Origin of the sequence: Corynebacterium sp. HMSC08A12 (genome assembly GCF_001807485.1) — a bacterium.
Lineage (GTDB): Bacteria > Actinomycetota > Actinomycetes > Mycobacteriales > Mycobacteriaceae > Corynebacterium > Corynebacterium evansiae.
Genome location: NZ_KV789190.1, coordinates 128,620 through 146,663 on the forward strand (window position 1 = coordinate 128,620; position 18,044 = coordinate 146,663).

At 64.4% G+C, this 18,044-nt stretch carries 17 protein-coding genes; 13 read left to right on the forward strand and 4 right to left on the reverse strand.

Going from position 1 to position 18,044, the window contains the following annotated elements; genetic code table 11:
• Positions 1-47: 47 nt before the first annotated feature.
• The 8 genes from pgeF (at position 48) to HMPREF3166_RS09375 (ending at position 9,618) form a co-directional block, all read left to right on the forward strand.
• Complete coding sequence (gene pgeF, locus HMPREF3166_RS09345; protein WP_035005454.1) at positions 48-809, forward strand: peptidoglycan editing factor PgeF; 762 nt, start codon at positions 48-50, stop codon at positions 807-809.
• Positions 806-1,561 (forward strand): YggS family pyridoxal phosphate-dependent enzyme, encoded by a 756-nt coding sequence (locus tag HMPREF3166_RS09350; RefSeq protein ID WP_070489183.1) that lies wholly within the window; start codon positions 806-808, stop codon positions 1,559-1,561. Before pgeF ends, HMPREF3166_RS09350 begins: the two co-directional genes overlap by 4 nt.
• 67 nt (positions 1,562-1,628) lie before the next feature.
• Entirely contained in the window at positions 1,629-2,225 is a 597-nt protein-coding gene (gene sepF, locus HMPREF3166_RS09355) for a cell division protein SepF (protein ID WP_070489002.1), read from the forward strand.
• A 67-nt stretch (positions 2,226-2,292) separates the two neighbouring features.
• Positions 2,293-2,583 carry a YggT family protein gene (locus tag HMPREF3166_RS09360; RefSeq protein WP_035005451.1) on the forward strand — a complete coding sequence of 97 codons (291 nt, stop codon included), beginning with the start codon at positions 2,293-2,295 and terminating at the stop codon, positions 2,581-2,583.
• Positions 2,584-3,262: 679 nt separating this feature from the next.
• The gene (locus HMPREF3166_RS09365) at positions 3,263-4,411 is read left to right on the forward strand and encodes a DivIVA domain-containing protein (RefSeq protein WP_070489004.1); all 1,149 of its coding nucleotides are present in this window, start codon (positions 3,263-3,265) and stop codon (positions 4,409-4,411) included.
• Between the two features lie 56 nt (positions 4,412-4,467).
• Complete coding sequence (locus tag HMPREF3166_RS10220; RefSeq protein ID WP_049049513.1) at positions 4,468-4,626, forward strand: hypothetical protein; 159 nt, start codon at positions 4,468-4,470, stop codon at positions 4,624-4,626.
• Between the two features lie 352 nt (positions 4,627-4,978).
• Positions 4,979-8,248: an isoleucine--tRNA ligase gene (gene ileS, locus HMPREF3166_RS09370; RefSeq protein WP_070489007.1), complete on the forward strand. Its 3,270-nt coding sequence runs from the start codon at positions 4,979-4,981 to the stop codon at positions 8,246-8,248.
• Positions 8,249-8,271: 23 nt separating this feature from the next.
• Positions 8,272-9,618 (forward strand): DNA polymerase IV, encoded by a 1,347-nt coding sequence (locus tag HMPREF3166_RS09375; protein WP_070489010.1) that lies wholly within the window; start codon positions 8,272-8,274, stop codon positions 9,616-9,618.
• A gap of 14 nt (positions 9,619-9,632) precedes the next feature.
• Here the strand turns inward: HMPREF3166_RS09375 and HMPREF3166_RS09380 are convergent, their stop codons facing one another.
• The gene (locus HMPREF3166_RS09380; RefSeq protein WP_070489013.1) at positions 9,633-10,622 is read right to left on the reverse strand and encodes an asparaginase; all 990 of its coding nucleotides are present in this window, start codon (positions 10,620-10,622) and stop codon (positions 9,633-9,635) included.
• 236 nt (positions 10,623-10,858) lie between these two features.
• On the opposite strand from HMPREF3166_RS09380, the gene HMPREF3166_RS09385 reads away from it, so the two are divergent.
• Positions 10,859-11,404, forward strand: coding sequence for a WKL family lipoprotein (locus HMPREF3166_RS09385; RefSeq protein ID WP_035005445.1), 546 nt, complete (start codon positions 10,859-10,861; stop codon positions 11,402-11,404).
• Positions 11,405-11,434: 30 nt separating this feature from the next.
• Here HMPREF3166_RS09385 and HMPREF3166_RS09390 read toward each other — a convergent pair whose 3' ends face one another.
• The gene (locus HMPREF3166_RS09390; RefSeq protein WP_246816986.1) at positions 11,435-12,400 is read right to left on the reverse strand and encodes a DUF6263 family protein; all 966 of its coding nucleotides are present in this window, start codon (positions 12,398-12,400) and stop codon (positions 11,435-11,437) included.
• A 40-nt stretch (positions 12,401-12,440) separates the two neighbouring features.
• Here HMPREF3166_RS09390 and lspA point away from each other — a divergent pair, with 40 nt between their 5' ends.
• From lspA to rarD, 4 genes are read left to right on the forward strand one after another with little or no spacing between them, the layout of a single operon-like run.
• Complete coding sequence (gene lspA / locus HMPREF3166_RS09395) at positions 12,441-12,977, forward strand: signal peptidase II (RefSeq protein WP_070489186.1); 537 nt, start codon at positions 12,441-12,443, stop codon at positions 12,975-12,977.
• A complete protein-coding gene (locus tag HMPREF3166_RS09400; protein WP_193393339.1) occupies positions 12,974-13,945 on the forward strand; it encodes an RluA family pseudouridine synthase in 972 nt (323 codons plus the stop codon). Before lspA ends, HMPREF3166_RS09400 begins: the two co-directional genes overlap by 4 nt.
• Positions 13,942-14,586, forward strand: coding sequence for a hypothetical protein (locus HMPREF3166_RS09405; RefSeq protein WP_035005442.1), 645 nt, complete (start codon positions 13,942-13,944; stop codon positions 14,584-14,586). Before HMPREF3166_RS09400 ends, HMPREF3166_RS09405 begins: the two co-directional genes overlap by 4 nt.
• Positions 14,587-15,462: an EamA family transporter RarD gene (rarD, locus tag HMPREF3166_RS09410; RefSeq protein ID WP_070489016.1), complete on the forward strand. Its 876-nt coding sequence runs from the start codon at positions 14,587-14,589 to the stop codon at positions 15,460-15,462.
• Here the strand turns inward: rarD and HMPREF3166_RS09415 are convergent.
• Positions 15,459-16,811, reverse strand: a complete 1,353-nt coding sequence (locus HMPREF3166_RS09415; protein ID WP_070489019.1) for a D-arabinono-1,4-lactone oxidase — start codon at positions 16,809-16,811, stop codon at positions 15,459-15,461. The two genes, rarD and HMPREF3166_RS09415, sit on opposite strands and share 4 nt — an antisense overlap.
• Positions 16,811-17,989, reverse strand: coding sequence for an amino acid deaminase/aldolase (locus tag HMPREF3166_RS09420; protein WP_070489021.1), 1,179 nt, complete (start codon positions 17,987-17,989; stop codon positions 16,811-16,813). The genes HMPREF3166_RS09415 and HMPREF3166_RS09420 overlap by 1 nt, the downstream gene beginning before the upstream one ends.
• Between the last annotated feature and the right edge of the window lie 55 nt (positions 17,990-18,044).

Here is an 18,044-nt window from a genome sequence, read left to right on the forward strand (position 1 = left end):
GCCAGATGCAGCCAGATGCAGCCAGATGCCAAACTAAGGAGCTTGCTTTGAGCCACAACCAGAGCCCGAAGGTGCGGAAGGTCTTCACCGACCGCAACGGTGGGATCTCTACGGGCGCCTACGCCTCGTTCAACCTGGGCGATCACGTGGGCGATGACCCGGCGGCTGTGGCTCACAACCGCCAGCGTCTGGCGGATGTGCTGGGCCTGGACGTGGGGCGCCTGGTGTTTATGGAGCAGATCCACTCGCCGAACGTCACGGAGGTCACCGCCGACCACCTTGTCGCTTCTGCGCCCGCTGAGGCTCCTGCGTCGCCCGTCATCGAGGCTACTGACGCCCTCATTACCACCCTGCGCGGAACTGCGCTGATCGTCCTCACCGCTGACTGCGTTCCGGTTTTGCTGTCCGATGAGGACGCGGGCGTGATCGCTGCGGTTCACGCTGGGCGAATGGGAGCCCGCAACGGAATCCTGCGCCGCACCATTGCCCGCATGGAAGACCTGGGAGCTGTGCCCAGCAACATTCACGCGCTGCTCGGCGCCGCTGCCAGCGGGGAGAATTACGAAGTGCCACAGGCTATGGCCGCGGATGTGGAGTCCAAGCTTCCCGGCTCGGCAACCACCACCGCCCAGGGCACCCATGGGTTGGACATTCGTGCTGGTCTGACCCGCCAACTGCTTTCGCTCGGAGTGCGCAGCATTGATGCGGACCCGCGCTGCACAATCGACCCGGAGCACGCCGATCGCTTCTTCTCCTACCGCCGGGAGGGGACGACTGGCCGTCAGGCGGGCGTAGTGTGGATGCCATGACGGAGCAGAAGAGCGTGAACAGCGAAAACCAGGTGGCCGATGACCTTCCCGGTGGCTCGGCGAACCTGAGCCCCCGGGCGCAGGAGATCGCCGAGAACCTGGCGCGCGTCAGGCGCCGCATTGCGGTGGCCGGGGGAGCGGATTTGCTGCCCATCACCAAGTTCCACCCTGCTGAGGACGTGAAGCTGCTGACACAGCTGGGCGTCACCGCCGTCGGCGAGAACCGCGAACAGGAAGCGCGCGATAAGCACGCACAGTTGGCAGATACAGGTCTGCAGTTCCACATGGTGGGGCAGGTGCAGACGAAGAAGGCGAACTCCGTTGCGCGGTGGGCAGCCGCCGTGCACACCGTGGATTCGCTGAAGCTGCTGAATGCGCTGGATCGCGGCGCGGGCCTGGCTTTGGAGCGCGGCGATCGAAGCGAGCGCCTGCCGGTGCTCCTGCAATTCAGCGCCGACGGTGATCCGCAGCGCGGCGGGGCAGTGGAGGCGGACATCGACGAACTGGCCGATGCCGTGGCCGCGGCCGAGAACCTCGAGCTGCGCGGGCTGATGACGGTACCGCCGCTGGACGCCGATCCGGCAGCCGTTTTTGCCCGGGGTCGGCAGCTCGTCGAGCGCATCACAGACCGCGTGACGGGCGCTCCCGTGTACTCCGCTGGAATGAGCGGCGACCTGGAGATTGCCATCGCGGAAGGCTCCACGCTGGTGCGTGTCGGTACGGATATAATGGGCGCGCGACCAGTACTTTAAACCACATAGCTGCATGCAGTCCTTAACAAGCTAAGAGATTCAACCAACGGAAGGTTCCTACAGAGCAATGTCAGAAAACTTCATGGACAAGACCAAGCGTTTCTTCGGTTTTGATTCCGTGGAAACCTACAACACGGATTACTACAGCGACGGCTACGGCTCTCGCGAGCGCGACCGTGCTGATCGCGCAGACCGTGTTGAGCGTGATGCCCACGAACCTTCCTACCGTTCCCGTTCTGAGCGTGACTTTGGCGACCGCGCCGAGCGCGGCGGCCGTTATGGCCGTTCCGAGTACGCTGACCGCGCAGAGCGGGGCGACCGCGAGGATCGCTACTCTTCCCGCGGCGGAAGCCACTATTCCTCCTCCTACGCGGAGGCTCCGGTGGAGGAGAAGGATCCTTCGGCCTTCGTGTCCTTTACCTTGAGCTCCTACACCCAGGCTGGCGAGCTGGTGGAAAACCTCAAGGCTCGCGAGGTTGTCGTGTTCTCCCTCAGCGGAATGGAAAAGGGCGAGGCAAAGCGAGTACTGGACTTCGCCGCTGGCCTGAGCCGCGGCCTGGATGCACAGCTGAAGAAGCTTAAGGGTGTGCGTAACTTCATTCTGCTGCCGAAGGGCGTAACCCTGGCGCAGGATCAGCTGGATGCCATCGCGGAGACTATCTAGTCTGCGCGCCAGCCGTTTTAGAAGTCTTTAACCCCTAAAAGGTCGTTAACCAATAGAGAGCTCTTAAGTGAACGAAATCCTGCTTCTGTTGATGTGGCTGATTCGCTTCTACATTCTGATTCTGATCTTGCGCATCATTATCGAAATGATTCAGTCCTTTTCCCGCAACTGGCGCCCGCAGCGCTGGTTCAGCATTGTGGCCGAGCCGCTGTTTGTGGTTACAGATCCCCCGGTGAAGGCGCTAAGGAAGTTGATTCCGCCGGTGCAGCTCGGTGGCGTGGGGCTGGATGTTTCCGTACTGGTTTTGTTCTTCGGACTGCAGTTGCTGAGCATGCTCTTGGGGGCATTCATTCGCTAATACGGGGGAGAGTGCAGCGACCGTACAGCGACGGTATGGTGCCGATACAAAGCCGGTGCAGTGCGGGGTGCAGCGACGTTACAGCTAAAAGATTGTGGGGGGATTTTCGGCTACAAAGTTCGCTAGAAGTTCACTAGCGAGGCCGATATCAGCGCATCCTTAAAGTTATAAAACTAAGGGGGTGGATGCCGGGGGGAGACGAATGAAACGGATATTCAGCAAGCTGTTGTGAATATCCGTTCACGGGGCTAAGATTAGAGACATCTTCGCGGTAAGTGAGTGAGGCTGCGGAGATGTCGTGTGTAGTGACGAAAGCCGCTGCCGGTCGAGAATGTGGGTCTTGGCCGGTGGCGGTTTTCTCATTCCCTTCACCTGTTACATCGTCAGCGCGTTTCTGGCGTTACGTGTTCAAGCTAGAAAGTTGGAAAACTTTCGTATGGGGGGTGAAACCAGGGGGTGAGGCTCAGTCTGTGGTGTTGATGTGGCTGCAGTAAATTATTGTTGAGGCTGAGCTATACGGTGTTATGCCGCGCTAAGCGGCTAATCTCGATCTAAAGTTGAGACTGAACCAGCTTATGCTGGTATGCTTTGTAGCTGTTTCATAAACCATCAATAGTTCATTACTGTTGCGAACGCCTTCGAGCACTTTGAGGCAATCCGAAAGGGAAAGGGACAACCTATGCCACTCACTCCGGCTGATGTGCACAACGTAGCTTTTAGCAAGCCGCCGATCGGCAAGCGTGGTTACAACGAGGACGAGGTCGACCAGTTCCTGGATCTCGTGGAGGACACTCTTGCGGAACTGCAGGACGAGAACTCCGACCTCAAGCTGAAGGTCGAGCAGCTGGAGTCCGGCTCTGCGAAGGGCGCTGGTGCTGCTGGCGCCGGTGCGGCAGGCGCTGCTGGCGCTTCCCAGGTTGACGAGGCCGCACTGCGTCGCCAGATCGAGTCCGACCTGCGTGGCCAGTTCGAGTCCGAGTACTCCGCGAAGCTGGAGCAGGCTCGCAAGGACGCCCGCGCTGAGGTTCAGGCACAGCAGGGCAAGGCGCAGCCGCAGGCCGCTCCCCAGGCGAACGTCGCCGAGATCGAGAAGAAGGTCAAGGCTGACTACGAGGCCAAGCTGAAGGCAGCCGAGGATCGCGCTGCTAAGGCTGAGAAGGCCGCTGAGGATGCCAAGAAGCAGGCTCCGGCCCAGGCTTCCGCAGCTGCTGCCGCTCCGGCCGCCTCCGGCGACGGCAAGTCCGGCGTCGCAACCGCCGAGACCCACATGCAGGCAGCCCGCGTGCTGTCCCTGGCGCAGGAGATGGCCGACCGCCTGACCGGCGATGCGAAGGCAGAGTCCAACACCATGCTGGAAGAGGCTCGCGCCACCGCGAAGAAGACCATCGACGACGCCGACAGCAGCTCCAAGAACACCCTGGCGGACGCACAGAAGCGCTCCGAGGCTCAGCTGGCGGATGCGAAGACCCGCTCCGAGAAGATGCTGGCAGACGCGGAGGAGAAGTCCAACGCACAGCTGGCAGACGCAAAGCAGAAGTCCGAGGTCATGATCTCCGACGCTACTGCTCAGTCCCAGGCACAGATCCGCTCCGCACAGGAGAAGGCAAACGCCCTGCAGGAGGACGCAGAGCGCAAGCACACCGAGATCATGAACACGGTCAAGAAGCAGCAGACCACCCTCGAGGCACGCATCGAGGAGCTGCGCACCTACGAGCGCGAGTACCGTACCCGCCTGAAGACCTTCCTGGAGTCTCAGCTGGAAGAGCTGAACAGCCGCGGCACCGCCGCTCCGGCGGGCTCCATCGAGGTCGAGGGCGAAGACAACTAATAGCGCCAGCGCCTTAGTAACGGCCCAGTACCGACCGCCAGGAGGAAACAGTAACGATGCTCGCTGCAGCGATCCTCCTGGCGGTTCTCGGCTTTGCGGCCCTTGTCGTTAGCCTCGCGGTCGGATCCACCACCTGGGCCTGGATCTGCGTGACCGTAGCCCTGATCGGCGTGGCATTGTTTGTCTACGACCTGATCCGCCATCGCAAGCGCTAAAGGTTCGCTAAGGGCTAAGGCTCTGTTCCCGCACACGGCAGTGTAAGGTGGGAGCCGTAACTGAATATCCTTCAAAAGTACGCATTGATCCGGCTATCACCGGGGAGCGTTCCTGGAAGAACGGTGTCCGCACTCCACACGCGAAGGCTGGGGCGGGCACTTATTAGACCCAGGCGGAGTCGCGGCACGTCATCGCCGTAAGAGACGAAGAGGGCGTATCATGAATTACGCCAATCAGGGTGGTACCGCGCAAGGCTTTTTAGCCGATGCGTCCCTGTTTTTTTAGCGAGAACGTCGCCGACAGTGAAACTGTGGGCGTCACTAAAAAGAGCGAAGAAACAGGTAGCACACCATGAGCGAAGCAACCCCAGCAGGCGGCGCCTACCCGCGCGTCGATATGTCCAACGGCGGTTCGACCGCCTTCCCCGCACTCGAAGAGAACGTGCTGAAGTACTGGGAGAAGGACGGCACCTTCAACGAATCCGTTAGCTCCCGCGAGGGCAACGAGGAATACGTCTTCTACGACGGCCCGCCCTTCGCCAACGGCCTGCCGCACTATGGCCACCTGCTGACGGGCTACGTTAAGGACATTGTTCCGCGCTATCAGACCATGCAGGGCAAGAAGGTCGCCCGCGTCTTCGGTTGGGACTGCCACGGCCTGCCCGCCGAGCTGGAGGCGGAGAAGCAGCTGGGCATCAAGGACCGCGCTGGCATCGAAGAGATGGGCATGCGCTCCTTCAACGAGTACTGCGCCACCTCCGTGCTGCGCTACACGGACGAGTGGAAGGAATACGTCACCCGCCAGGCGCGCTGGGTGGACTTCGACAACGGCTACAAGACGATGGACCCAGGCTTCATGGAGTCCGTCATGTGGGCCTTCAAGACCCTCTACGACAAGGGCCTGATCTACCAGGGCTTCCGCGTTCTCCCGTACTCCTGGGCGGAGCACACGCCGCTGTCCAACCAGGAAACCCGCCTGGATGATTCCTACAAGATGCGCCAGGACCCGACCATCACGGTGACCTTCCCGATCACCGGTGCGACCGAGGGCACGGCCTCTGTGAAGACCCTGGCCGAGCACCCGGAGCTCGCCGATGCCGCATTTATCGGCTGGACGACCACCCCGTGGACCACGCCGGCGAACCTCGCTTTGGCCGTTAACCCCGAGGTGACCTACGCCACGGTGCGGATTGGGGATGACGCCGCCGGTGCCGACGGCGCGGAGGGCATGCACGGCAAGACCGTGGTGCTGGCCGACGACCTGCGCGGGGCATACGCCAAGGAGCTCGGAGAGAAGGCCGAGGTTCTGGGAACGTTCACCGGCGCGGAGCTGGAGGGAATGACCTACGAGCCGCTGTTCGGGTATTTCGCGGAGCGTGCGGGCGAGAAGGCCGGCGCCGGCGAGGGTAGCGAGGGCGGCGTAGGCAGCCAGTTCAAGGCGGGTGCCTTCCGCGTGCTGTGCGCCGACTACGTCACCACCGCCGACGGTACCGGCGTGGTTCACCAGGCTCCGGCTTTCGGTGAGGACGATATGTTCACCTGCGAGGCAGCGGGCATCGACCTGGAGATCCCGGTGGACATGGACGGCAAGTTCACCTCCCTGGCTCCCGAATACCAGGGTCAGCTGGTCTTCGACGCGAACAAGGCGATCATCAAGGATCTGAAGGCCGCTGGCCGCGTGCTGCGCCACCAGACGATTGAACACTCCTACCCGCACTCCTGGCGCTCCGGCGAGCCGCTGATTTACATGGCTCTGCCGTCCTGGTTCGTGGCCGTGACGAAGTTCCGCGACCGCATGGTGGAGCTGAACCACGAGCAGATCGAGTGGATGCCCTCCCACATCCGCGACGGGCAGTTCGGCAAGTGGCTGGAGGGCGCGCGCGACTGGAACATCTCGCGCAACCGCTACTGGGGCGCGCCGATCCCGGTGTGGGTCTCCGACTCCGAGGAGTACCCGCGCATGGATGTCTACGGCTCCCTGGAGGAGCTGGAGCGCGACTTCGGCCGCAAGCCGGCCTCTCTGCACCGCCCGGACATCGACGAGCTGACCCGCCCGAACCCGGACGACCCGACGGGCAAGTCCACCATGCGCCGCGTGCCGGAGGTGCTGGACTGCTGGTTCGAGTCGGGCTCCATGCCGTTTGCGCAGAAGCACTACCCGTTCGAGAACAAGGAGTGGTTCGATACTCACTCTCCGGCGGACTTCATCGTGGAGTACTCCGGCCAGACCCGTGGCTGGTTCTACACCATGCACGTTCTGTCCACCGCGCTGTTCGACCGCCCGGCCTTCAAGAAGGTCGTGGCTCACGGCATCGTGCTGGGCGATGACGGGCTGAAGATGAGTAAGTCCAAGGGCAACTACCCGAACGTCAACGAGGTCTTCGACCGCGACGGCTCCGACGCCATGCGTTGGTTCCTGATGAGCTCGCCGATCCTGCGCGGCGGTAACTTGATCGTCACCGAGCAGGGCATCCGCGAGGGCGTGCGCCAGGCGATGCTGCCCATGTGGAATGCGTACTCCTTCTTGCGCCTCTACGCCTCCCAGCCCGCGCAGTACGATACGTCTTCCACTAACGTGCTGGACCGCTACATCCTGGCGAAGCTGCGCGACACGGTGCAGGGCGTAACCGATGCGCTGGACAACACGGACATCGCCACCGCTTGCGACGAGGTCCGCTGGTTCTGCGACGCACTGACCAACTGGTACGTCCGCCGCTCCCGCGACCGCTTCTGGGCGGGCGACGCCGTCCACCCCGAGGCTTTCAACACCCTGTACACCGTGCTGGAGACCCTGTGCCGTGCGGCAGCTCCGCTGCTGCCGATGACCACCGAGGTGATCTGGCGTGGCCTGACCGGAGAGCGCTCCGTGCACCTGGCGGACTTCCCGAAGGCCGAGAACCTGCCCGCCGATGCGGAGCTGGTCGCCGCTATGGATGCCGTGCGCGCCGTCAGCTCCGCGACGAGCTCCCTGCGTAAGGCACACAAGCTGCGCAACCGCCTGCCGCTGCCGAAGCTAACCGTCGCACTGCCGAACGCCAGCGCGCTAGAGGACTTCACGAAGATCATCGCCGACGAGGTGAACGTCAAGCAGGTCGAGTTGACCGAGGACGTCGCCCAGGTCGGCGGCTTCGAGGTCGTGGTGAATGCCCGCGTGGCAGGGCCGCGTCTGGGCAAGGACGTCCAGCGCGTCATCAAGGCCGTGAAGTCCGGCAACTACACCGTCGACGACGCGGGCGTGGTTACCGCCGACGGCATCGAGCTGCAGGATGGCGAGTTCACTCGGAAGCTCGTGGCTGCCGAGCCGGAGCACACGGCAGAGGTCTCCGGCCAGGACGGCCTGGTGGTGCTGGACACCCAGACCACCCCGGAGCTGGAGGCCGAGGGCTGGGCCGCCGACCGCGTGCGCGGCCTGCAGGAGGCCCGCAAGGCCGCCGACCTGCAGATCAGCGACCGGATCCACCTGACCCTTTCCGTGCCTGCAGACAAGGAAGAGTGGGCGAGCGCCCACGCGGATGCGATCGCCAAGGAAGTGCTGGCCACGGACGTGAAGGTTGTCGTCGGCGAGCAGCTCAGCCACGACGTCGCCGACGGCTGCTCGGCTGACATCGCGGTGGCGTCCTAAAGAAAGACCCGCAGGGTAAGCGCATGCGCTGGGTGGCTCACATCGACATGGATGCGTTCTTCGCTTCCGTCGAGCAGCTCACCCGGCCGACCCTGCGCGATAGGCCGGTGCTGGTTGGCGGCCTGGGTGGCCGTGGGGTGGTCGCCGGTGCCTCCTATGAGGCCCGGGCCTTCGGCGCCCGCTCGGCGATGCCGATGGGGCAGGCCGTGCGCCTGTGCAACAACCGCGCCGTGGTGGTCCGGCCGCGCAAGGAGGTTTACGCGGCCGCCTCCCGCCGCATCTTCCAAGTCATCCGCGCCCACGCGGGCGTGGTGGAACAGCTATCCGTGGACGAGGGCTTCGCCGAGCCGCAGGGGCTGGAAAGCACCGAGGAGGCCCGCGCCTGGGCCGAGAACCTGCAGGCCAGGGTAGAGGAGGAGACCGGCCTGCCCGCTTCCGTCGGCATGGCCGCCACCAAGCTGGACGCGAAGATGGCCAGCGACCTGGCCAAGCCCCACGGAGTGTTCGTCGTGCCGCCCGAGGCACGCATGGAGGTCTTTGCCGACCGTCCCGTCGGCGACGTGTGGGGGATCGGCAAGGTCGCACAGGGCAAGCTGCACACCATGGGGATCGACACGATCGGCCAGTTCGTTGCCGCCGACACCACGGACGTGCGTGGTGCCCTGGGCTCGGTTGGGGTGGAGGTGCAGCGCATGGCTGCCGGCGACGACCCGCGGCCTGTTGCTCCCCGCGCGCCCGCCAAGCAGGTCAGTGCGGAAAGGACTTTGCAGGTGGACGCGCGCACCACCGCCGAGGCCATGCGCGTGCTGCACGAGACTGCCCTGGCCATGCACCGCCGCCTGCTGAAGGATGGCCGCGCCGCGCGTACCGTGACGGTCAAGACGCGCACCACCGACTTTCAGCTGCACACGAAGTCCGCCGGGCTGCCCGCGCCGACGGAGGACTTCGACAAGATCTTCGCCCTCGCTCAGCGCCTGATGCCACGTCCCGAGCAGGCCGGTGCCTTTCGCCTGGTCGGGGTGAGCGTGTCTGGGCTGGTGGCCGACCGCCAGGAGCTGCTGTTCCCCGAACTCGACGGCCCGCCGGTGCCCATCGCCGCGCCCACCGATAGCGATGTGGGGTTTAGTTCGTTGGGCGATGACGCCACCACGGCCCGCCCCGTGTGGCACGCCACCCAGGATGTATCGCACGTGGAGTTCGGGCACGGGTGGGTGCAGGGAGCCGGCAACGGGGTGGTCAGCGTGCGTTTCGAGACCGCCGCGACCGGCCCGGGGAAGACCCGCACCTTCCGCATTGACGACGAAGACCTAAGCCCTGCCAACCCGCTGGACAGTCTGGCCTGGGATCTCGACGGGTTGGCGGAGGACTAGAAACTGAGAGGGGACTAGCGAGCGCGGGCGAGTTCGTAGAGCAACTCGATGCGTGCCTGGCTGGGACGCATTGCCCCGCCGCTACGGAAACCGGCGCGGGCCAGTTGAGCACCGCCGCCCGTACCTCCGTAGACGAAGGAAACCCCGCCGGTTGGCACCCGGCTGCACACTACGACCGGCAGCTCCGTGTAGCGCTCCGCGCGCCAGGCCTCCAATTCCTCGGCGACAGCCGTGGGAATGTTGCCGGAGCCCATGGCGGCCAGCACCAGGCCGTCCACGGCACCTACCTTGGCGCCAACCTTTGTGCCCTGCTCCCGCTTGTCCTGCTCTCGCAGCGCCCGAATGAGTTGCCCGTCATCGCCCGCAAAGGTGCCGATGATGGGCACGTTTAGCCCCGCTACCTGGAGCGGAGGGAGGGGGGTGCCATCCGTTTCGGGGGACTCGCCATCGTGTTTCCCGGAGTCAATCAGTGCATTGCGGAAGGCTGTTTCGGCGGTGGTGTGGGCCTTGTAAGCCCCGCGGGCGGGCAGGATGGTATCCCCGAAAACTAGGTGAACCCCCGCAGAAAGCTCCCCCGATGCAAGCGCGGCGAACGCGCGGGAAAGGTTGGCCGGGCCGTCCGGTGCGGCGTCATCACCCGGGCGCTGGGCGCCCGTAAACACAACAGGGCAGGGCAGCTCCAGGGCGCACGCGGCGGCGAGTGAGGATTCCTCCATCGTGTCGGTGCCGTGTAGTACCACGATGCCCGCCGGGGCGGGGGAGCAGAAGCGTGCGATGTGGGCGACGAGCTCGTCGATCTGGGGCAGGGTGATGGAGCTGGAGTCGATGCTCATGATGTCGTGCGGCAGGGCTTGGAAACCCTCCGGCACGCGAGCCTGATCGACGATGTCCGCGCAGGTCAGGGTTGGTACAAGGTCGCCTTCGGGGGAGTGGGTGCAACTGATGGTGCCGCCGGTGCCGAGGACGGGGATCTGCAAGTAGCTCTGCGAGGGGCTGGAAGTCATGTGACCAATGTACGTGACGGCCCGGACAGGACCATGTGCGCACGGGCGCAAATCACACGAATAACATCTGCAACAGCATGGCTTGTATAGTCGGAAACTGGTTCCCCAAATTTTGGGATGTGTACTCCATGTGCACAGCTGTCTACGGCAGTGTGCCACCGAGCACCATTTTCCTACTCGGTTAATTGCACACGATCATTAGCATCACATTGTCCAACCATCGAAGGAGCATTCTCGTGCGTTCTACCCAGCGCCACTCTCGCAGCACCAAGATCTTTACTCGCGCAACGGCTGTCTCCGCCGTCCTGGCTGCCGGGCTGACCCTTTCCGCCTGCGGCAACGACGACGATTCCTCCGACAACACCTCCTCTTCCTCCGCCACCACCGCCGAGTCTTCTGAGGCGGCGGAGGACCAGACCCCGACGGCGGAGGAGCTGTCGGGAGTGCTGAACCGCGCCGTCGACCCGGAGATTCCGACCGAGGAAAAGGTGGACACGGTCGTAAACGGCGACCAGGCCCCGGAGCTCTTTGACGCCCTGACGAAGTCCCGCACCGAGTCCGGCGCGACCCTCGAGGTCGTCGACCCCGTGCTGCCAAGCCTGACCCCCGGCAACGTCAACGCAACCGTGAACCTGACCGTGCCCGACCAAGAGCCACACGTGGTCAGCGACGTGGAATTCGTCAGCGAGGACGGCAAGTGGAAGCTGGATCAGGGCTGGGCCTGCACTCTGGTGGAAAACGTCCTGCCGGATCAGGTACCGCCGATGTGCAAGGACCTCTAGGTCGCTTAGGTCACTGTTCTTTGGGGGGGATTACTGTTCAGGGGTCCACTTCGACTTCGACGTGGAGGTTTGCACCACGCGGACCGGGGAATCATCCTGCCCGTAGGTAACCTTTGTCTCCACGTTGATGTGGCCCCGAGTGGGCAGCACCTTGTTTAGATCCAGAGCGATCTGCCCGCTGGACTCAGTTTCGACGTCCAGCACCTTCAGATCGGTCTGCGCCAACGTCGCTACCGCTGGTTTGCGGGAGACCTCCACCTTCAGCGAGACCGCCTGGCCTTCGCGCTCCAGCAGTGTATAGGTGACCTTCTGGGTCATCGAAATGTCGCCGTCCACACGGTTGGAAACCGTCCACTTCGCACCGATACCCACGGGCTCGGTGGGGAGGATCAGGGGAAAGTCGTTCATCTGGTTCAGCGCGGATTCCACGCTGGCGCGGGCGGTGGCGCTGGCTTCGTCAGGGGCCGTGTAGCTGCGGGAGGTCGCGCGCCCGTCCACCTCCTGCTCGGTGGTCATCTTGAAGCCCTCGGCCGTGGCGATGTCCTCGTTCCGCTCGTCGTTGGTGCCGGTTGGCTCGCCCACGGTCACATTGGTCTGACGCCCCTTCCCGTCGGTAGTGACCTCGGCGGACAAGGGCAGGTTCATGGTGACCTCGTCGTAGTCCAGCTCGTCAACATCCGGCTGCTCGTCTTCCTTCGCCGTCTCTGAGGCGTCGGTGGCCGACGCGGTGGCGTCATCATCCTTAGCAGCACCAACAGTGTGCTGAGCGAACCCCTGGGTAGCGTGGTACGTGACCTCCTGGCTGCCCTCCTGCGAGAACCAGGCGATCGGCTCCTGGGGAGAAGCCCCGCGGCTTTGAAGCTCCACCTTGACGCCCGGCACGGCCACATCTGCCGGCTTAGCTTGCGGCTGCTCGGATTCAGAGCATGCGACGGTCGTGAAGGCCAGACCTATGGCGCTGCAAATAGCCAGCGCGGACTTGCTAGAAATACCCACAAGTTCACAGCGTAACAGGCGGACATTAGACTGAATAAGCGTGACTTCAAAACGTGCATCTTTCGCCGCCTTGACCCTGATGTTCGGGATCATCGTCGTCGACCAGATCACTAAATGGGCGGTCGTCGAAAAACTAGAGGAGCAACGGGCCTACCCCGTCATCGGCGAGTTCTTCCGGCTTTATCTGGTGCGCAACCCCGGTGCGGCTTTCTCGATGGGGACGAACGTCACCATCATCTTCTCCATATTCCAGCTAGTCGCGTTCCTGGCCTGCATTGTTCTGGCCCTGCGCACGCGCTACATGGCCGGGGCGCTACCGATCGGCCTGATCGGCGGCGGTGCGGCGGGCAACCTGCTGGATCGCATCTTTCGCGAGCCCGGGGGCATGCACGGGCACGTTGTGGACTTTCTTTCTTTCGGTAGCTTCGCGATCTTTAATGTTGCGGACGCCGCCATCACCGTCGGTGTTGTCTGCTACCTGATCTATGCGTTCTTCATTGAGCCGGCGAATCACGTGCGGGAAGAGCGGGAGGAACAGGAAGAACAGGAGGACGCCAGCGAGGAGGTGATCCGATGACCCGCGAGAACCGAGTGATGCCCGTGCCGGACGGCCTGGCCGGCATGCGGGTGGATTCCGGCTTGTCCAAGTTGCTGGGGCTCAGCCGCACCGCCGTGGCGGAGCTGGCGGCCGACGGCGACATCCTGCAGGATCAGGCGCCGGTGGGGAAGTCCGACCGCTTGGTTGCCGGCGCGTGGCTGGACGTAACCCTGCCCGCCCCGCCGCGGGACCTGGCCGCAGAACCCGCCCGTCACGTGGAGGGCATGGACATCCTCTACTCCGACGAGGACGTGATCGTGGTGGATAAGCCCGTCGGCGTGGCCGCGCACCCCACCGTCGGCTGGGAGGGCCCCACCGTGACCTCCGGCCTGGCCGCCGCGGGCTTCCGCATCTCCACTTCCGGCCCACCGGAGCGCAAGGGGATCGTGCAGCGCCTGGACGTCGGCACCTCCGGGGTGATGATCGTCGCCGCCAGCGAGCGCGCCTACACCGTGCTGAAGAATGCCTTCCGCGACCGGGAGGTTTCCAAGACCTATCACGCGCTGGTTCAGGGGCATCCGGACCCGACCTCCGGCACTATCGACGCGCCGATCGGCCGCCACCCGTCCGCGGGTTGGCGCTTCAGCGTGCGTGAAGACGGCAAACATGCCATCACCCACTACGACACCTTGGAGGCGCACCGCCAGGCCAGCCTGCTGGAGGTGAAGCTGGAGACAGGCCGCACCCACCAGATCCGCGTGCATTTCTCTGCACTGCACCACCCGCTGTGTGGAGACCCGATGTACGGCAGCGATCCGAAGCTGGCGGAGAAGCTGGAGCTCACCCGCCAGTGGCTGCACGCCGTGGAGCTGGGCTTTCCGCACCCGGATGGCTCGTGGAAGACCATCCGCTCGCCGTACCCGGAGGACCTGCAGCTGGCCCTCGACAGGCTGCGGGATGCGAACGGCATTGCCGCGCCGGGTTCCGGTGAAGAGGCACGCCCGTGAGCCAGGAGCAGCAGTATCGGGGGCGCAGCCCCCAGCAGTTGAAGGCGAATAAGAAGCGGCAGCGCCAGCTGGACTGGGAAGATACGCGCCGGCCCGCCTGGGTGGCCTGGCTTTCCGGGCTGTGCCTGATTGCGATGGGGCTGGGCGTCATCGCCATGAGCACCTCGGACCTGACCTCGAAACCGCCGAACATCAACGGCGACCAGCTCGGCCCCTTCGACGGCACCCCGGCGCAGTACCGGGAGCATGCACGCGAGCAGCTAGATCAGATGACCGGGGACGAACCCCGCTGGGCGCTGGTTTCCCCCGACCCGGAGCACCCTTGGGACTCTAAGGGGGTGATCGACCTGGTGCAGGGGCTCGATATGCGTGTGAGTACCCTTTACTTCGGAGCGACTGCGCAGGCCGTTCTGCCCGAGCCGGCGGTGGGCCGTACCCGCGCGGATGTAATTAATCAGACGGTGGGGCGGATGGCCCGCGGTGCGCAGACCGAGCCGGACAAACTCCGGATCGACGGTGTGCTGGTCCATGCCACGCCCGAGCAGCTCCGCGAGCTCGCACAGCGCGCCTACGCCGTGGAACCCGCCGACCCCGAGGCGGTCTACGGGCGTATTGGAATTCGACCGATGGGAGCTAGATAAGTGATCTGGGGCCTGCTGTCCTACCTGATGTGGGGGCTTTTCCCCGCATTCTTCCCCCTTCTACAGCCGGCAACGCCGATGGAGATCCTGGCGCACCGCTTTGTGTGGACTCTGGTGTTTATGCTGTTGCTGCTTGCGGCGCTGCGCGGTTACAAGCAGCTGCGGGAGATCACGGCGCGTCAGTGGTGGATCGTCTCGGCCGCCGCGGTGCTGATCAGCGTGAACTGGGGCCTGTACATCTACGCGGTGAACAACAACCACGTCGCGGACGCCGCCCTCGGATACTTTGTAAACCCGCTGGTTAGCGTTCTGCTGGGAGTGATCGTACTGGGGGAGAAGCTGCGCCGCCTGCAGCTGGTTTCCGTCGGCATCGCCACCATCGCCGTCATTGTTCTGACTGTCGCGCTCGGTTCGCCGCCGATCATTTCTTTGGGGCTGGCCTTTAGCTTCGGGTTCTACGGGCTGGTGAAAAAGCAGGTTCGTTTGACGCCCATTCAGTCCCTGACCGCCGAGACTCTTGTACTGGCGCCGGTAGGGCTGATCTACCTGGGATTCCTGCAATCCCAGGGCACCAACACTTTTGTGCAGCTGGGCGCAGGCCACGCAGCACTGCTGATGCTGGCGGGCGTGGTGACCGCGTTGCCGCTGCTGTGCTTCGCCCGCGCCGCGCAGGAAATGTCGCTGACCAGCCTGGGAATGGTGCAGTACATCACGCCCGTGATCCAGATGCTGTGGGCGGTGTTCGTGAACAACGAACACATCGAGCCCGCCCGCTGGGTCGGGTTCGTGCTGATCTGGATCGCGGTGATCGTCTTCATCGTGGACATGGTGCGCAACCGCCCGCCGCGCGTGCGGCGGGTGAAGAAGCTGAGCTAGGCCAGCCCGAAAACGCGATCGATCATCGCATTGCGCATCACGCCCTGCGGATCCACCTTCGCGCGGATCTCGCAGGCCCGCGCCAGATCCTCGTGCCGCTCCAGCAGATCCTCGTGGGTGAGGGTGTGCAGCTTGCCCCAGTGCGGGCGGCCCCCGGAGGCAGCCTTGAAGATCGGCTCGATGTGACGGAACAGCGACTGATGGCTGTCCTTGTTGTAGCGGTGGATGGCGATGTAGCAGGACTCGCGGCCCTTAGCCGTGGATAGCGGCACATCGTCCGCCGCCGTGGCGCGAACCTCGATGGGGAAGAGCACCTGCTCGCCGCAGGTGTTCATGGTGTGCTGGACGTCCCGCAGGATCTCGCGGGCATCGGCCAAAGGCACCGAGTACTCCATCTCGTTGAAACGCACCCGGCGGGCGCTGACGAACACGTCGTGGGCGACGTTGGAGTACTCCCGCTGCGCCAGCGTCTTCGCGCTCAGCTTGGCGAAAGGCCGGCTAAGGGAGGGGAAGTGGTGAGCCAGATCGTTCATCACTCGGTATGCACCGTTGTTCAGCAGCTCGTCGTCCAGCACCTCCTTCCAGCGGGGGATGGGGTTGGTGGGAGTGTTGCCCGGCAGGCGGGTGTTCGTCTTCACGTGGGCTACGTCGGTGCCGGGGAACCAGTAGAACTCCAGGTGATCCTTGCCGCGCACCCGTTCGGCGAAGTTTTCCACCACATCGTCGTTCGGCTCTGCGCGCTCCACTGCGTGGAGGACGAAGGTATCCACCACGTCCAACTCCACCTCGGTGATGATGCCGTAGGCGCCCAGGGAAACGCGCGCGATGTCGTACAGCTCGCCGGCGATGCCGTCTGCGCCTGGATAGCACTCGTGCGCCTGGCCGTCCGGGGTGATGATGCGGAAGGCGCGCAGCATACCGGCGAAGCCGGTGAAGCCCAGCCCCGTGCCGTGGGTGCTAGTGCCGATCGCGCCTGCCAGCGACTGCGGATCCACGTCGCCCTGGTTGGCCAGCGCCACGCCCAGGGGAGCCAGGATGCCCGGCACGTCCCGCAGCCGGGTGCCCGCGCGCAGGCGGGCGGTCATCCTCTCCGGGTCGAAGCGGATCAGCCCGGCCAGGTTGTCCAAGCTCACCTGGATGCCCTCCGTGGCCGCCACGGAGGTGAAGGAATGGCCAGCGCCGATGGGCTTGACCCTCTCGCCGGAGGCAGCTGCCCGCTGAATAATCTGGATCAGCTCGGCCTCGTCGCGCGGGGCGACCTGCTTGCGCGGCTGGGCGGTGGAGACACCGGACCAGTTCACCCAGCGAGAGTTGTATGCGGGCTTGCGGTTCTTAGTGGTGGTGCTCATTAGACAAAACTCTTTCCTTCGCCGCGGTAGGTGGGCCACTCCGCGATGATTTCGCCAGCCGAGACGACCAGCACGGTATCGATGTATTCAGTTGCTTCGCCGGCCTTCGCGTGGCGCATCCAGACGTGGTCGCCGAGGCGGAGATTGCGCGCGGCAGGGCCGGTCAGGGGAGTCTGCACCTCACCCGGGCCTTCCAGGGGTGCCATCTTCAGATCGCGGGGCCAGTCGACGACCGGCAGTCGGTCCTTGCCAGCCGGGCCGGAGGCGATGCGGCCGCCACCGGCCACCGTCACCGTGTCCTCCGCGGGACGGCGCACGACCGGCACGACGAACCACTCCGCCGGAGTGGGCTGGAACTGCCGATAGTGGTCAAACAAGGCCGGGCCGATGATGCCGGAGCCCGCGCCGATCTCGGTGACCGCGGCCTCCGCGCTGGTGGTTTCGATGGAGCCGGTGCCACCGCCGTTGACGAACTCCAGCGGAGGCAGACCCGCCACCCGCAGTTCCTCTTCGACGGCGGCGACGATCTTCGCGCGGCGGCCGGCCAGCTCGCGGACGGACAGCGCCTTCATCGCCGCGATCGCCGGGGAAGTGTCGGTGGTGCCCGCCACCTGGCCCTCGTAAGCCATCAAACCGACCAGGCGGAAGCCTTCGCGCTGACGGACCTGCCGGGCGATCTCACGCACCTCGTCAGCCGTGTGCAGGGGGGAACGCAGGGCTCCGATGTGAACGGGGCCGGCGCGCAGTGCGGCGTCAATATCAATACAGACCCGTATCTCACCGCGTTCGTGGGGCGGCACCACGGCGTCAATAAGATCCAGGTGAGCCACCGAATCCACCATCAGGGTCACGCACTCCATGGCGCGCGCATCGTGGATCAGGCGGTGCAGGGCTTCGCGGTGGGCGGAGGGGTAGGCGACGAGGATGTCATCGCTGACCTGCTCTTCACACAGCCACAGGGCTTCGTTGAGGTTATAAGCCAAGATGCCGCGGTAGCCGGGGAGGGTGAGGACCTCCGAGATCAGCGAGCGGATGCGGAGCGACTTGCTGGCCACCCGAATCGGGGTACCGCGTGAACGGTGTGCCATGTCCTGGGCGTTGGCTCTGGCGGCATCCAGATCCAACACCGCGAAGGGTGCGTCCAGGTGCGCCACTGCGAGGCGAATATCTTTCTTCATGAAAAATAACTGTATAGCGATAAGGAATCGCATGTGCCGAAAAATGCGATTTTTG

What these genes read in the sequence shown, in the direction of transcription:
- HMPREF3166_RS09350 (WP_070489183.1), top strand. Translation starts at nt 806, where the DNA reads ATGACGGAGCAGAAGAGCGTGAACAGCGAAAACCAGGTGGCCGATGAC.
- sepF (WP_070489002.1), top strand. Translation starts at nt 1,629, where the DNA reads ATGTCAGAAAACTTCATGGACAAGACCAAGCGTTTCTTCGGTTTTGAT.
- HMPREF3166_RS09365 (WP_070489004.1), top strand. Translation starts at nt 3,263, where the DNA reads ATGCCACTCACTCCGGCTGATGTGCACAACGTAGCTTTTAGCAAGCCG.
- HMPREF3166_RS10220 (WP_049049513.1), top strand. Translation starts at nt 4,468, where the DNA reads ATGCTCGCTGCAGCGATCCTCCTGGCGGTTCTCGGCTTTGCGGCCCTT.
- ileS (WP_070489007.1), top strand. Translation starts at nt 4,979, where the DNA reads ATGAGCGAAGCAACCCCAGCAGGCGGCGCCTACCCGCGCGTCGATATG.
- HMPREF3166_RS09375 (WP_070489010.1), top strand. Translation starts at nt 8,272, where the DNA reads ATGCGCTGGGTGGCTCACATCGACATGGATGCGTTCTTCGCTTCCGTC.
- HMPREF3166_RS09380 (WP_070489013.1), bottom strand. Translation starts at nt 10,622, where the DNA reads ATGACTTCCAGCCCCTCGCAGAGCTACTTGCAGATCCCCGTCCTCGGC.
- HMPREF3166_RS09400 (WP_193393339.1), top strand. Translation starts at nt 12,974, where the DNA reads ATGACCCGCGAGAACCGAGTGATGCCCGTGCCGGACGGCCTGGCCGGC.
- HMPREF3166_RS09415 (WP_070489019.1), bottom strand. Translation starts at nt 16,811, where the DNA reads ATGAGCACCACCACTAAGAACCGCAAGCCCGCATACAACTCTCGCTGG.
- HMPREF3166_RS09420 (WP_070489021.1), bottom strand. Translation starts at nt 17,989, where the DNA reads ATGAAGAAAGATATTCGCCTCGCAGTGGCGCACCTGGACGCACCCTTC.